This is a genomic window from Parasphingopyxis algicola (assembly GCF_013378075.1).
Classification (GTDB): Bacteria; Pseudomonadota; Alphaproteobacteria; order Sphingomonadales; family Sphingomonadaceae; genus Parasphingopyxis; species Parasphingopyxis algicola.
This window is the reverse complement of the sequence record NZ_CP051131.1, coordinates 3,509,561-3,523,252: the sequence shown is the minus strand read 5'-3', so window position 1 is coordinate 3,523,252 and position 13,692 is coordinate 3,509,561. Positions and strand designations below refer to the sequence as shown.

Here is a 13,692-nt window from a genome sequence, read left to right as displayed (position 1 = left end):
CCCCCGGGTATGTTTGATTTCGGACCATTCTTCGGGAGGATAACTATCTCGAAATTGGATAAAAACGACATTCGGTCCGATCCGGACCAAGATTGCGGGCCAACTCGGCCCGCGATCGTCGCGAACATTCACATCGGATGGAATTCTATCGCTTGGCCCTGCCCGTCCGCTCGGCCATAAGGCACGCACGATGCGGCAATATCTCGATCTCATGCAGCGGATTCTCGACGATGGCGTGCGCCAGGACGACCGGACGGGCGTCGGGACGCTCTCGGTATTCGGCCATCAGATGCGGTTCGACCTTTCCAAGGGTTTCCCGCTGCTCACGACCAAGAAGCTCCATATCCGTTCGATCATTATCGAGCTGTTATGGTTTTTGCGCGGCGACACCAATGTCCGCTGGCTGCAGGACCGCAAGGTCAGCATCTGGGACGAATGGGCGGACGAGAATGGCGATCTCGGGCCGGTTTACGGCAAGCAGTGGCGGGACTGGATCGGCCCGGGCGGCGTCCATATCGACCAGATCGCCGGTCTCGTCGAACAGATCAGAACTAACCCGGCATCGCGCCGCCAGATCGTTTCCGCCTGGAACCCGGCCGACGTGCCGAACATGGCGCTGCCGCCCTGCCACTGTCTGTTCCAGACCCATGTCGCGGACGGGCGGCTGTCGCTCCAACTCTACCAGCGCAGCTGCGACGTGTTTCTCGGCGTCCCGTTCAACATCGCCAGCTATGCGCTCCTGACCCATATGCTGGCCCAGCAATGCGGGCTGGAGCCGGGCGAATTCATCTGGACCGGTGGCGACTGCCATCTCTATTCGAACCATCTCGACCAGGTGAAGGAACAGCTTGGCCGCACGCCCGGACCGCTGCCGACGCTGACCATCCTGCGCGATCCGGGCAGTATCGACGGCTATGAATATGAGGATTTCGAGATTGTCGGTTACGAAGCGGCCCCGCATATCGCCGCGCCGGTCGCGGTGTGACTGTAGCGCGATCGCTTGCATACCCCTTCTCCCTTGATGGGAGAAGGATACGAAGCCTTGCCTCGGCAAAAGTCGTGGCTAGGCGGAGTTGGATGAGGGTGAATTCTCCACACGCGTTATCGCGGGCCGACAGATCACCCTCACCGCTGCGACTAGGCGGCATAGCCACCAAGTCTCGCTCCTCTCCCATCAAGGGAGAGGGTCAATGACCGCCAAACCCCGGATCATTTTCCATCTCGCCCGCGCCGATAACGGGGTGATCGGCAAGGACGAGCGTCTGCCCTGGCGGATTCCAGCCGATCTCAAACGCCTCAAGGCCAACACGATGGGCAAGCCGATGATCATGGGCCGCAAGACGTTCGAAAGTTTCAAGAGCCCGCTGCCCGGTCGCCGCCATATCGTACTGACCCGCTCCAAGAGCTGGTCGGCAGACGGGGCGGAAGTCGTACAGTCGCCTGAGGCCGCCGTCGCGCTTGCCGGCGATGTCGAAGAGATCGCGATTCTCGGCGGCGCGGAAATCTATCGGCTGTTCCTGCCCGAGGCCGACCTGATCGAACTGACCGAAGTCCATATGGAACCGGACGGCGATACGCGGATCGAGGCCTTCGACCCTGCGGTCTGGACCGAAACCGCGCGCGACGATTATCCGGCGGAAGGCGACCGCCCCGCCTTCAGTTTCGTTACCCTGGAGCGCATCCGATGATCCGCAAATTCCTGTTCGGGCTGATCCTGATTGTCGGCGCCGCCCTCGCCCTTTTCTTCACGCTCGGCCCAATCTGGATCGAGCGCGACCTGAACCGGCGCGCCGATATCGAGCTTCCCGCCGTCTCGCCCGAAGCCGAGGCGCTGCACGACCGGCTGATCATCGCCGACATGCACTCCGACACCTTGCTCTGGAAGCGCAACCTGCTCAACCGGTCGGGCCGCGGCCATATGGATCTGGCGCGCCTGCAGGAGGGCAATGTCGCGCTCCAGGTCTTTTCCTCGGTCACCAAATCCCCGTCCGGGCAGAATTACGATTCCAATCCGTCGAATACCGACAATATCGTCTGGCTCGCCATCGGCCAGCTCCAGCCGATCCGCACATGGTTCTCGCTGCTCGAACGCTCGCTCTACCATGCCGACAAGCTGAACCGGGCCGAGCGCGAGAGCGACGGCGCGCTGCGCATCGTGCGCACCCGCGCCGACATCGATACGCTGCTCGCCGACCGGCAGCGCGGAGATCCCGTAATCGGCGCTTTGCTCTCGATCGAGGGCCTGCACAATCTGGAAGGCGATGCGGGCAATTTCGACCGGCTGTTCGACGCCGGATACCGGATGGCGGGCCTGACCCATTTCTTCGACAACGAACTGGGCGGTTCGATGCATGGCGAGGAGAAAGGCGGGCTGACCGACTTGGGGCGCGATATCGTCCGCCGCATGGAGCAGGCGGGGATGATCGTCGATATCGCCCATGCGAGCCCCGCCATGGTCGACGACATCCTCGCCATGGCGACCCGGCCGGTCGTCTCGAGCCATGGCGGCGTCCAGGCCGTGTGCGACGTCAACCGCAACCTGACCGACGACCAGATCACCGCGGTGGCCGCAACCGACGGCGTGATCGGGATCGGCTATTGGGACGGCGCGCTCTGCTCGTTCGAGCCGGCCGACGTCGTCGCCTCGATCCTCCACGTCCGCGATCTGGTGGGCATCCGCCATGTCGGGCTGGGTTCGGATTTCGACGGGTCGACGACGGTCGGCTTCGACACGAGCGAACTCGCCGTGATTACGCAGTTGCTGCTCGATGCCGGGCTCAGCGAGGGCGAGATCGCGCAGGTGATGGGCGGCAATGTGATCCGGGTGCTGCGGGACGGGCTGCCGCGCGGATGACGGGTCTTCCCATTTCCGCGCATTGCCGCCCCTGCCCCGCGCCCCTATAGCCACGGCATGCAGCGGCTTTTCCACCGCGATAGCGTGCCCGAAACCTTGCGCGGCGGCGTTATCGCGCTCGGCAATTTCGACGGCTTTCACCGGGGGCACCAGGCGGTGGTCGGCCGCGCGGTCCATCACGCACATGACGACAGACTGCCGGTGATCGTCGCAACCTTCGATCCGCATCCCGTCCGCCATTTCCAGCCCGACGCCCCGCCCTTCCGCCTGACGACGCTCGACCAGCGCGAGGAGCTGTTTGCCGAAGCGGGCGCCGATGCGATGATGGTGTTCGAATTCGGCGCCGAACTCGCGGGCACATCGGCCGAGGATTTCATCGAGGACATCCTGCTCGCCCGCTTCGGCGTGGCGGGCGTCGTTACCGGCAACGATTTCGTCTTCGGCAAGGGCCGCAAGGGCGATGTCGTGATGCTCGCCGAATATGCGAAGACCCACGGCTTCTTCACCGAGATCGCCGCGCCCGTGAACGAGGGCGAGGAGATCGTCTCCTCCAGCCGGATCCGCGAGGCGCTGAAGGCCGGCGATTGCGAAACCGCGGCGCATCTGCTGACGCGCCCGTTCGCGATCGAAGGCGTGGTCGAACACGGCGCGAAAAACGGCCGCAAACTGGGCTATCCGACCGCCAATATCCCCCTCGGCAGCTATATCCGGCCCAGATACGGGATTTACGCGGTGCGCGGCCGCCTGCCCGACGGGCGGACGCTGAACGGCGCGGCCAATCTCGGCATCCGCCCGAGCTTCGATCCGCCGACCGAACTGCTCGAGCCTTACTTTTTCGATTTCGATGGCAATCTTTACGGCCAGACCATCGCCGTTGAACTGGTGAGTTTCATCCGCGCCGAAGCGAAGTTCGACGATCTCGACGCGCTCAAGGCGCAAATGGCCGAGGACTGCGCCGAGGCCGAACGACGGCTGACGCGGCATGTGCTTTGATCGCAATAGCGTCATGCTGAACTTGTTTCAGCATCCACTCATCATCCCGCGATGACGGTGCCGATGGAGAAGTGGACCCTGAAACAAGTTCAGGGTGACGAACGATGATATATGCGGCGCAGAGCAAAAGCGCGATTCCTGCTAGACGCCCCGTTCCTTCCCCCTTACATCGCCCCCAATGTCCGAACAGCCCGATTATAAAGACACGGTTTTCCTGCCGAAGACCGACTTCCCGATGAAGGCGGGGCTCGCCAACAAGGAGCCCGGCATCCTTGCGCGCTGGGAAGAGCAGGACCTGTACAAACGCCTGCGCGAAGCGCGGAAAGGCCGCGAAAAATTCATCCTGCATGACGGCCCGCCCTATGCGAACGGCAATATCCATATCGGCCATTCGCTGAACAAGATTTTGAAGGACCTCGTGGTGCGCAGCCAGTCGCTGCTCGGCAAGGATGCGCCCTATGTGCCGGGCTGGGATTGCCACGGCCTTCCCATCGAGTGGAAGATCGAGGAGCAGTATCGCAAGAAAAAGCGGAACAAGGACGAGGTTCCGGCGGCCGAATTCCGCGCCGAATGCCGCGCCTATGCGGCCAAATGGGTCGATGTGCAGCGCGAGGAATTCAAGCGGCTCGGCGTGATGGGCGAGTGGGACAAGCCGTACCTGACCATGGATTGCGACGCCGAGGCGGTGATCGTCGAGGAGTTCCTGAAATTCGCCGAAAGCGGCCAGCTCTATCGCGGCGCGAAGCCCGTGATGTGGTCGCCGGTCGAGAAGACGGCGCTGGCCGAGGCCGAGGTCGAGTATCAGGATATCACGAGCACGCAGATCGACGTGGCGTTCGAGATCACCGAAAGCCCGATCGAAGAGCTGGTCGGCGCGCATGCCGTCATCTGGACGACGACGCCCTGGACGATCCCGGTCAATCAGGCGATCGCGTTCGGAGAGGACGTAGAATATGTCCTTGTCGATCTTGGGGTTTGGGAGTTTCCTGACGACAATGAAGAATTTAGTCTTCTTGGTCCAAAATATCTCGTGGCAGCCGATCTCTGGGACCAGTTCAACGATAGGATCGAGAAGTCACAACAAGTGATGCCCGACGGTTGGTCGGGCGAACTTCGTTCACTTGGTACATTGTGGCGCGGCCAAGGCTCCGAACTCGCTGGAACCGTCGCCCGCCATCCGATGCATCATCTCGGCGGCTTCTTCGCCGCGCCGCGCCCCTTTATCGCGGCCGATCATGTCACGACCGAAGCCGGCACGGGCCTTGTTCATATGGCGCCCGATCATGGCGAGGAGGATTTCTTCGCATGCAAGGAACATGGCATCGACCCGGTATTCGCGGTCGACGATGACGGCGTCTATCGCGAGGACTGGCTCTGGCTGCCGCGCGGCGGCGAGCGGGCGGGCAATGTCATCAACAAGCGGTTTAATTCGGCGGAAGGGCCGATCTGTTCGGACTTGCGCGAGGCGGGGGCTTTGCTCTCCGCATCCGACGATTTCGCGCACAGCTATCCGCATAGCTGGCGATCGAAGGCCAAGGTCATCTATCGCTGCACGCCGCAATGGTTTGTACGGATGGACTCACCGATCAAATTTAAAACCGATGAGGCTGAGCCTGTCGAAGCCCTGTCCTTATCTTCTTCCGACAACGCAGAAGAGGAGGACAACCCTTCGACAAGCTCAGGACAAACGGATTTGGTGAAGGGCCATGCCAAGGGCGTGGGCCCAACCCTGCGCGAGATCGCGCTTTCCGAGATCGACAAGACCCGCTTTATCCCGCCGCGCGGGCATAAACGGCTGCGCTCGATGGTCGAGGGGCGACCGGACTGGGTGCTCTCGCGCCAGCGCGCCTGGGGTGTGCCGATCACGGTTTATGTCGATAAAGACGGCAATTATCTGAACGACGCGGAGGTCAACAACCGGATCGTGGACGCGGTGCGCGAAGGCGGGGCCGATGCCTGGTTCGCGGCCGATCATCAGGCGCTGTTGGGCAATAAATACAATCTCGATGACTATGAGGTCGTCACGGACATCCTCGACGTCTGGTTCGACAGCGGATCGACCCATGCCTTTGTGCTCGAAAGCGATAACTGGCCCGACCTGTCTTCCCCGGCTAACCTCTATCTCGAAGGCTCCGACCAGCATCGCGGCTGGTTCCAGTCGAGCTTGCTCGAAAGCTGCGGCACGCGCGGCCGCGCGCCCTACAGGGAAGTGCTGACGCACGGCATGACGCTCGACGCCAAGGGGCTGAAAATGTCCAAGAGCGTCGGAAACACGCTGGACCCGCAGAAGATCATCGACGTCAACGGCGCCGATATCCTGCGGCTCTGGGCCTCGACCGTCGATTTCACCGAGGACCACCGGATCGGCCCGGAAATCCTCAAGGGCGTGACGGACATGTACCGCAAGCTCCGGAACAGCTTCCGCTACATGCTCGGCGCGCTCAGCGATTTCGAGGAAAGCGAGCGGGTGGCCGTGGCGGATATGCCCGAACTCGAACGCTATGTGCTGCACCTGCTCGCCGAGCTGGACGGCACTTTGCGCGAGGCGGTCAACGATTATGCCTTCAACCGCTATGTCCGCGCGCTCACAGATTTTGCGAACGAGGACCTCTCCGCCTTCTTCTTCGATATCCGCAAGGACTGCCTCTATTGCGATGTTGGAGAATCCCTGCCAGCCGGGTCGGCGAAACGGCAGGCCTATCGGACGGTGCTCGATATCCTGTTCCACGCGCTGGTCCGCTACGCCTCGCCGGTTCTGTGTTTCACGGCGGAAGAGGTGTGGCGGACGCGCTATCCGGACGCCGGATCGGTGCATCTGCTGGAATGGCCGGAGATCGAGGTTGCAGACGTAGATGAGCTACATTGGCAGAGACTACGCGGCGTAAGAGAACAGGTTACCGAAACGATTGAGCCGCTCCGTCGGGAAAAGAAGATTCGATCCTCGTTGGAAGCTAACGTTATAATGCGAACAAAAGATGCTGCCATGGCGAGTTGGTTTGAAAAACTAGATCGTTCAGACGTTGCCGAGCTATTCATAGTTTCGGATATCAAGTTGGAAAATGATCCTTTTTCAGACGACGCACTGGGTGTAGAAGTCACTCCAACAACGGACAACAAATGCGGCCGCTGCTGGCGACACCTTCCCGAAGTCGCGGAAGACGGAGCGCTGTGCGATCGCTGTGCGGAGGTTATCGGTGGATAACGCGATTTACCCCCGACCTGTGTCAACCAGTGTCAACCTGCGCGCCGAAATCCTCCCGCCTGGGGGGAGGTGGCAGCCCAACGGGCTGACGGAGGGGTATCACGGCTGGCGGAATACACGCGGCCAGCGGTTACACCCCTCCACCGCGCAAGCGCGGTCCCCCTCCCCGTCCCGGGGAGGATTGGGATGACCGCATCCCGCCGTCCGATGCTCGGCTATCTGCTCGCCGCCACGATTTTCGTCGTCGACCAGATCTCGAAATACTGGATCATCACCTTGCTCCAGCTGCCCCAGCGCGGGCAGATCGAGCTGCTGACGATTCTCAATTTCACCTGGGTCGAAAATCGCGGCGTCTCGCTCGGCATGCTGACCGCCTCGTCCGATACGCAGCGCTGGATGCTCGTCGCGCTGACCGGCGCGATATCGCTCGGCGTGGCGATCTGGATCTGGCGGGAAAAGCGCGCGATGGACGTGTTCGCGCTCGGCATGGTCCTGGGCGGCGCGATCGGCAACCTCACCGATCGGATCCGCTACGGCTATGTCGCGGATTTCATCGATCTTCATTTTGGGGACTTCCAGCCCTTTTTGGTCTTCAATGTCGCGGACGCGTCGATTACCATCGGGGTCGTAATTTTGGTGTTGCGGGCTTTTCTGCTACGCGACAAGCCTGAACCGGCGGAGACAGAGTAATGCGTAAAGTGATGGTGGTAACGGGCCTTGTGGCGATGGGCGCAAGCCTTTCGGCATGCAGCATTTTCGGCGGCGACCGCGACCGCCCGGACGAGTTTCTGGTCTCGCGCTCGGCACCGCTCGTGATCCCGCCCGATTTCGCGCTGACCCCGCCGCGCCCCGGCGAACCGGCCGCCCGCGGCGCCGATTCGAGCACCCAGGCGCTGCAGGCGATGTTCGGCGGCCCCGCCCCGCGCAGCGCCGCGGAAGAAGCGCTCGTCAACCAGGCCGATCCCGAATCGGCCCGGCCCGGCATTCGCAGCAATGTCGGCGATCCCGAGACTCAGGCGGTCGATTACGGTTCGACGACGCGAGATATCCTGAACGCGCCCGAAGGCGACGCCCCCGAAGCGACGGTTTCGACGCCGCAATAAGCGTTCAGAGCTCGGCGGTCGCCGTGGTAAGGTGCAGCCCGATCGCGCCGACGAAGATCAGCGCAATACAGCCGAGTTGGACCACGCTCAGCGTCTGGCGGAAAATGACCCAGCCGATCAGCGTGATGATCGCGATGCCGACGCCCGCCCACACGGCATAGGCGACGCCGACAGGTATCCGCGTGATCGCGAAGGCCAGCAGCCAGAAACAGACCGCATAGGACGCCATCGACGCCATGCCGATCAGCGGCTTCGCGAAACCGGCCGATGCCTTGAGCAGGCTCGTGCCGAGTATCTCGAAAAGGATCGCGCCGCCCAGCAGCGCCCATGCGTTGATCGCCATTACTCCGTCTCCTTATGGTGATTGCTAACGATGCCGGTCATCCGCGCAGCGGTCGCCAGTTTGATGAAATCCCAGACCCCCTTGCTGAAGCCCGGATCGATGCCCTCTCCATCCGACCCGGCCCAGGCCTCCATGTCCTCATACATCGCATAGGTGCCGTTCCAGACTTCCGGCGTTGCCACCTCGGCGAAGGGCTTCAAGAGCGCGAACCATTCATCGACAAAGGCCTGTGCCTCGGCCGAAGCCGGGTCGATCGGCAGCGCGGCCTCGATCCGTTCGCCAAGCGCGCGCCATTGTTCGGTATAGGCCTCCTCGTCGAGACCGGGCGGCAGACGGCCCGATGCCTCGGCCCAGTCCACCCGGTCGCGCGGCGGGAAATAGCGGTCGGCGACGCGTTTCCAGTCTTCCGGTTCGTTCCGAAGCGTGCGTTCGCCGCTTTCGATCAGCGCGCAGAGCGTTTCCGCATCGATCTCGTCGCCGCGTTCGATCCGCGACAGCACGAGGCCGAGCAGGGCCCGCGCCTCCGCGATCCGGCCCGCTTCCGCCGCAAGCAGATCGAGTTGCGCCTGGACGAGCCGGGAGAGCCCGATATCCTCCCGTTCGAACAATTGCCGGATTTGGGCGATGGTAAAGCCGGCGCCCTTGAGCAGCATGATGCGATGAATCGCGCTCAGGTCTTCCGTCGTGTAGACGCGACGCCCACCCGCCGTGCGACCCGGCGCCAGCAGCCCCCGGCTCTCGTAAAAGCGCAAGGTGCGCGCGGTGAGCCCGGTGCGGCGGGCGACTTCCGATATGTCGAGCGAATCGGCCATATGCCTGTTATGCCGCTTGACCTTGCGTCAACTGCAAGCGGTTTTTTTTGCGTGACGCCCGAATAGCTTTGCGCCAATCATGCGCGCCATGGGGAGGCTCCTTCTTCGCCGCCTGCTGACCGCGATCCCGACTTTGCTCGGCGTCGTGATCCTGTCTTTCATATTGATGCGGCTGGCGCCCGGCGGGCCGTTCGACGGGGAACGGGCGCTCGACGAGGAGACCCGCGCCGCGCTCGACGCGGCCTATGGGCTGGACCTGCCCTTGGCGGAGCAGATCGCGCTGTATATCGGCCGGCTGCTGCGCGGCGATTTCGGGCCAAGCCTTGTCTATCGCGACTTCACAGTCAGCGAGCTGATCGCGCAAGGGCTGCCGGTTTCGCTGACGATCGGCGGGCTGGCGCTGCTGCTCGCCTGCGTACTCGGTATCGGCGGCGGGCTATGGGCGGCGGCGCGCGCCGGACGCTGGCAGGACGAGGCGATCATGGGGCTGGCGACCCTGCTCACCGCGCTGCCGGTCTTCGTCACGGGACCGTTGTTCGTGCTGATCTTCGCACTCGGCCTCGGCTGGCTGCCGGTATCGGGCTGGGAGCCGGGCAGCCCCTCGCATCTGCTACTTCCCGTCGTCGCGCTCTCGCTGCCGTTCGCGGGCGCCATCGCGAAGCTGACCCGGGCGGGGCTCGCCAGGGCGCTCAACGAGGATCACGTTCGCACCGCCCGCGCCCGCGGCCTTGCCGAACGCCAGGTCATTGCCCGCCACGCACTGCGCCCCGCTCTCGTTCCGGTCGCCAGCTATCTGGGCCCGGCGGCGGCGGGGCTACTGACCGGTGCCGTGATCATCGAAACCGTCTTCGCCCTGCCCGGCCTCGGCCGCTATTTCGTGCAGGGCGCGCTCAACCGCGATTACCCGCTCGTACTCGGCGTGGTCACGCTTTATGCGGGCCTCATCATCCTGTTCAACCTCGTCGCCGACCTGATCTATGGCTGGCTCGACCCGCGGATGCGCGCGGAATGACGTCGGTAATGAAACTATTGTGCGCCTGCGCAGGCAGGAGCCCAGAACCGCAAACGCCGTCGCTCGTTGCCCTAGGCTCCTGCCCGCGCAGGCGCAGGTTGGAATTTGGACGATGAAGGGCCGCATTCCGCTCCTGATCGTCGCGGCGATCGCGCTGGTCGCGCTGCTCGTGCCGCCCTTTCTCCCCTGGACGCACAGCGCTATCGACTGGGACGCGGTGCGCGCGCCGCTGTTCGCGCCCGGTCACCTTTTCGGTACGGACACGGTCGGCCGCGACCTGCTGGCGCGCACATTGGTCGGCACCCGGGTGACGCTGGCCGTAGCGCTGGCGGCCGCGCTGGTCGCGCTCGTCATCGGGACCGCCTGGGGCGCGATAGCGGGCTGGATCGGCGGGCGAACCGACGAGATCATGATGCGGATCGTCGACGGGCTCTACGCCCTGCCCTTCATGTTCGTCGTCATCCTGCTGATGGTCGTGTTCGGCCGGTCTATCATCCTGGTGTTCATCGGCATCGGCGCGGTCGAATGGCTGACCATGGCGCGCGTCGTGCGCAGCCAGGTGATCGCATTGAAGGAACGCCCCTTTGTCACGGCGGCTGAGGCGGCCGGAGCCCCGGCGCGCCGCATCCTGACCGGCCATATCCTCCCCAACGTTGCGGGCGTCGCGCTGGCCTATCTGCTGCTCACCGTACCGCAGGTCGTCATGGTCGAGAGTTTCCTCTCCTTTCTCGGCCTCGGCGTGCAGGAGCCGCTGACCTCGCTCGGCATCCTCGTGAAGGAGGGTGCCGACGATATGGACCTCCAGCCGCACGCCCTGCTGATCCCGGGCGGCATGCTGGTGCTGATCATCGTCTGCCTCACGATCGCGGGCGAACGGCTGCGGGACCGGCTGTCGCGATGAGCATTTATGCGGTCGAGAAACTGAGCGTGCGCATCGGCGACACGATGGTGGTCGAGGATGTGAGCTTCACCGTGGAGGCCGGTCAGTGCGCGGCGCTGATCGGCGCGTCGGGATCGGGCAAGAGCCAGACCTGTCTCGCTCCGTTCGGCCTATCCCCCGGCATAGCCGAGGGATCGGCGCTGCTCGACGGAACCGAGCTGATAGGAGCAGACGAGGCAGTACTTCGGAAAAAGCGGGGCCGCGATGCCGGGTTCGTCTTCCAGCATCCGCTGACCGCGCTCACGCCGCACTTGACGATCGGTGCGCAACTCGCCGAGGCTTGGCAGCGCGGTGGAGCCGAGGCGCCAACGCGCGAAGACATGATCGCGGCGCTCGAACGCGTTGGCCTGGACGCGCCCGGCAACCGCCTCGACCAGTTCCCACACCGGCTCTCGGGCGGCCAACGGCAACGCGCGCTGATCGCGATGGCGGTAGCGCACACACCGAAACTGCTGATCGCCGACGAGCCGACCAGCGCGCTCGATGCCAGCCTGCGCGCGGAGATCATGACGCTGCTCGACACCCTGCGGCGCGAAGACGGGCTGGCGCTGCTTCTCGTCAGCCACGATCTCGCCGCCATCGAACGTCACGCCGATCATGTCGTCATGCTCCGTGCCGGCCGGATCGAGGAGAGCGGCCCGGCCGCACAGCATCTCGCCGCACCGAGCAGCGCCTATGGCCGCGAACTGCTGGCCGCGACGCCGAGGCTGACCGATCCGCCGCCATCATTGCCGGATACCGGCGCGCCCCTGCTAATTGCCGAAAATATCGACGTCTCCTTTAGCCGCCCGGGTTGGCGACGGGGTCGCGTGCAGGCGGTATCCGAAACTTCGCTCGTTATCCATCAGGGCGAGGCGCTGGCGCTGGTCGGCGGGTCCGGATCGGGCAAGTCGACGCTCGCCCGCGCCATCGCCCGGCTCGGACCAGCGGACAGCGGCTGCGTTTCGTGGCGCGGCGAAGAACTGCCGCAGCGCAAGCGCATGACCCGCGACCATCGCCGGCCGATCCAGCCCGTCTTTCAGGACCCGGCCGCAAGCCTCGATCCGCAATGGCGAGTGTCGGACATCGTCGCCGAGCCGCTGCGCCATTTGCGGCCGGATCTGGCCAAGTGGGGCCGGGCGGGCGCGGTCAAGCAAGCGCTGCAGGAGGTCGATCTGCCAGCCGAATTCGCCGACCGCTTCCCGCGCGAACTGTCCGGCGGTCAGGCGCAGCGCGTCGCCATCGCGCGGGCTCTCGTGGCCGAACCCGAAATGTTGCTGCTCGACGAGGCGACATCGGCGCTCGACGTTCTCGTGGCCGGACGGGTGCTCGATCTGCTCGAAGAACTCCAGCATGAGCGCAATCTGGCGTTGCTCCTCATCACCCATGACCTTGCGGTCGCCAAACGTCTCTGCCACCGGATCGCGGTGATGGATGCAGGTGCAATCATCGAAGAAGGGCCGGCGCGGCAGATCATCGCCGCACCGGCCCATCCGGTAACGCAGAAACTGGTCGCCGCGTCTAGAAGCTGACGCCGAGGGTGCCGACCACCGTGCCGTCGGTCAGCGGGCCGTTCACCGCCGTGCTCACATAGGCGACGCCCACCGACAGCATACCGAACGAGGCTTCGGCGCCGAGCGACCAGTCGACATAATCGACGTCATTGTCGATCGAGAGGCTGCCATTGGTATAGCCGAGATGGCCGCTGACTGTGATCGGGGTTTGCGGAATGCCCACCGAGATATCGCCATAGACATAGGTATTGTCGTCATCGCCGATTGCCGTTTGGCTCGGCGCATAGGCGATACCGGTGGTGATTTCCGCCGGCCCGATCGTGTAGGACAGCGAGGCATAGGGTTCGACATAGTCCGCATCGCCGACATTGCCGTTCGGATAGATATAAGCGAGCACGCCGACATCGAGCGTCAGGCCCGAGGTGATCTCGCCCGACCAACCGGCATAGATATCGAGTTCGGTGTGACCGAAGACCGGGCTGTCCTCGATCGACGAGGCCCAGGTGCCGACATAGAAACCGCTGTCATGCTCGAGATCGATGCCGCCCTGGATGGCGATGTCCTCGTCCGAGAAGGACACGCCGCGGAACCGATAGTCGGTGACGAGCGCGGCGTTGCCGGAAACGCTGAAGCCGCCGCCCAGTTCCCCCGCATGGGCGGGCGCGGCAAAGGCCGTGGTTGCTAGCAGGGCAAGGCCGAAAATCGAGGTGCGCATAATAGTTCCTTTTTTCGTTCGAATACGGTTCTATTCGTCCCTGCGCACCCTTCAGTCTCTGATCCGGTTCACGGCGGACTGATAAAGTGATTGATAGGGATGATGCATACATTCGCACTTGCACACAATGATATTTCAAAGACTCTCGTAAAAAAGATAGAGAATGTTGCTGCACTGCAACATGATTGGTGCGCTGCAATGGGCTTAGGCAAATATTAGCGGCTT

General features: G+C 63.6%; 13 protein-coding genes. 10 read left to right on the top strand and 3 right to left on the bottom strand.

Translation table 11 applies throughout. From position 1 onward, the window contains the following. Positions 1-190: 190 nt before the first annotated feature. From HFP57_RS17170 to HFP57_RS17140, 7 genes are all read left to right on the top strand, one after another. A complete protein-coding gene (locus HFP57_RS17170; protein ID WP_176870940.1) occupies positions 191-985 on the top strand; it encodes a thymidylate synthase in 795 nt (264 codons plus the stop codon). A gap of 205 nt (positions 986-1,190) precedes the next feature. Then, positions 1,191-1,688 (top strand): dihydrofolate reductase, encoded by a 498-nt coding sequence (locus HFP57_RS17165; RefSeq protein WP_176870939.1) that lies wholly within the window; start codon positions 1,191-1,193, stop codon positions 1,686-1,688. Further along, on the top strand, positions 1,685-2,854 hold the full coding sequence (locus HFP57_RS17160) for a dipeptidase (protein WP_176870938.1): 1,170 nt from the start codon (positions 1,685-1,687) through the stop codon (positions 2,852-2,854). The genes HFP57_RS17165 and HFP57_RS17160 overlap by 4 nt, the downstream gene beginning before the upstream one ends. Positions 2,855-2,911: 57 nt before the next feature. After that, positions 2,912-3,847: a bifunctional riboflavin kinase/FAD synthetase gene (locus HFP57_RS17155; RefSeq protein WP_176870937.1), complete on the top strand. Its 936-nt coding sequence runs from the start codon at positions 2,912-2,914 to the stop codon at positions 3,845-3,847. Positions 3,848-4,025: 178 nt separating this feature from the next. Further along, positions 4,026-7,049, top strand: coding sequence for an isoleucine--tRNA ligase (ileS, locus tag HFP57_RS17150; RefSeq protein ID WP_176870936.1), 3,024 nt, complete (start codon positions 4,026-4,028; stop codon positions 7,047-7,049). 186 nt (positions 7,050-7,235) lie between these two features. Further along, positions 7,236-7,739 carry a signal peptidase II gene (lspA, locus tag HFP57_RS17145; protein ID WP_176870935.1) on the top strand — a complete coding sequence of 168 codons (504 nt, stop codon included), beginning with the start codon at positions 7,236-7,238 and terminating at the stop codon, positions 7,737-7,739. Beyond that, the gene (locus HFP57_RS17140; protein ID WP_176870934.1) at positions 7,739-8,152 is read left to right on the top strand and encodes a DUF3035 domain-containing protein; all 414 of its coding nucleotides are present in this window, start codon (positions 7,739-7,741) and stop codon (positions 8,150-8,152) included. Before lspA ends, HFP57_RS17140 begins: the two co-directional genes overlap by 1 nt. 4 nt (positions 8,153-8,156) lie before the next feature. On the opposite strand, the gene HFP57_RS17135 is transcribed toward HFP57_RS17140, so the two are convergent. Both HFP57_RS17135 and HFP57_RS17130 read right to left on the bottom strand, forming a co-directional pair. Continuing rightward, the gene (locus tag HFP57_RS17135; protein ID WP_246263219.1) at positions 8,157-8,495 is read right to left on the bottom strand and encodes a DMT family transporter; all 339 of its coding nucleotides are present in this window, start codon (positions 8,493-8,495) and stop codon (positions 8,157-8,159) included. Next, the gene (locus HFP57_RS17130) at positions 8,495-9,307 is read right to left on the bottom strand and encodes a MerR family transcriptional regulator (protein ID WP_176870933.1); all 813 of its coding nucleotides are present in this window, start codon (positions 9,305-9,307) and stop codon (positions 8,495-8,497) included. The genes HFP57_RS17135 and HFP57_RS17130 overlap by 1 nt, the downstream gene beginning before the upstream one ends. Before the next feature lie 88 nt (positions 9,308-9,395). Between HFP57_RS17130 and HFP57_RS17125 the strand changes: the two genes are divergently transcribed. The 3 genes from HFP57_RS17125 to nikE all read left to right on the top strand — a co-directional run bounded on the left by HFP57_RS17125 (position 9,396) and on the right by nikE (position 12,770). Next, on the top strand, positions 9,396-10,319 hold the full coding sequence (locus tag HFP57_RS17125; protein ID WP_176870932.1) for an ABC transporter permease: 924 nt from the start codon (positions 9,396-9,398) through the stop codon (positions 10,317-10,319). A gap of 112 nt (positions 10,320-10,431) precedes the next feature. Further along, positions 10,432-11,220: an ABC transporter permease gene (locus HFP57_RS17120; protein ID WP_176870931.1), complete on the top strand. Its 789-nt coding sequence runs from the start codon at positions 10,432-10,434 to the stop codon at positions 11,218-11,220. Continuing rightward, on the top strand, positions 11,217-12,770 hold the full coding sequence (gene nikE / locus HFP57_RS17115; RefSeq protein ID WP_176870930.1) for a nickel ABC transporter ATP-binding protein NikE: 1,554 nt from the start codon (positions 11,217-11,219) through the stop codon (positions 12,768-12,770). The genes HFP57_RS17120 and nikE overlap by 4 nt, the downstream gene beginning before the upstream one ends. On the opposite strand, the gene HFP57_RS17110 is transcribed toward nikE, so the two are convergent. Beyond that, positions 12,760-13,467 (bottom strand): TorF family putative porin, encoded by a 708-nt coding sequence (locus HFP57_RS17110; RefSeq protein ID WP_176870929.1) that lies wholly within the window; start codon positions 13,465-13,467, stop codon positions 12,760-12,762. The two genes, nikE and HFP57_RS17110, sit on opposite strands and share 11 nt — an antisense overlap. Between the last annotated feature and the right edge of the window lie 225 nt (positions 13,468-13,692).

Bases quoted from the DNA above. Each gene is read 5' to 3' on its own strand.
- HFP57_RS17170 (WP_176870940.1), top strand. From the start codon at position 191: ATGCGGCAATATCTCGATCTCATGCAGCGGATTCTCGACGATGGCGTG.
- HFP57_RS17165 (WP_176870939.1), top strand. From the start codon at position 1,191: ATGACCGCCAAACCCCGGATCATTTTCCATCTCGCCCGCGCCGATAAC.
- HFP57_RS17160 (WP_176870938.1), top strand. From the start codon at position 1,685: ATGATCCGCAAATTCCTGTTCGGGCTGATCCTGATTGTCGGCGCCGCC.
- HFP57_RS17155 (WP_176870937.1), top strand. From the start codon at position 2,912: ATGCAGCGGCTTTTCCACCGCGATAGCGTGCCCGAAACCTTGCGCGGC.
- ileS (WP_176870936.1), top strand. From the start codon at position 4,026: ATGTCCGAACAGCCCGATTATAAAGACACGGTTTTCCTGCCGAAGACC.
- lspA (WP_176870935.1), top strand. From the start codon at position 7,236: ATGACCGCATCCCGCCGTCCGATGCTCGGCTATCTGCTCGCCGCCACG.
- HFP57_RS17140 (WP_176870934.1), top strand. From the start codon at position 7,739: ATGCGTAAAGTGATGGTGGTAACGGGCCTTGTGGCGATGGGCGCAAGC.
- HFP57_RS17135 (WP_246263219.1), bottom strand. From the start codon at position 8,495: ATGGCGATCAACGCATGGGCGCTGCTGGGCGGCGCGATCCTTTTCGAG.
- HFP57_RS17130 (WP_176870933.1), bottom strand. From the start codon at position 9,307: ATGGCCGATTCGCTCGACATATCGGAAGTCGCCCGCCGCACCGGGCTC.
- HFP57_RS17125 (WP_176870932.1), top strand. From the start codon at position 9,396: ATGGGGAGGCTCCTTCTTCGCCGCCTGCTGACCGCGATCCCGACTTTG.
- HFP57_RS17120 (WP_176870931.1), top strand. From the start codon at position 10,432: ATGAAGGGCCGCATTCCGCTCCTGATCGTCGCGGCGATCGCGCTGGTC.
- nikE (WP_176870930.1), top strand. From the start codon at position 11,217: ATGAGCATTTATGCGGTCGAGAAACTGAGCGTGCGCATCGGCGACACG.
- HFP57_RS17110 (WP_176870929.1), bottom strand. From the start codon at position 13,467: ATGCGCACCTCGATTTTCGGCCTTGCCCTGCTAGCAACCACGGCCTTT.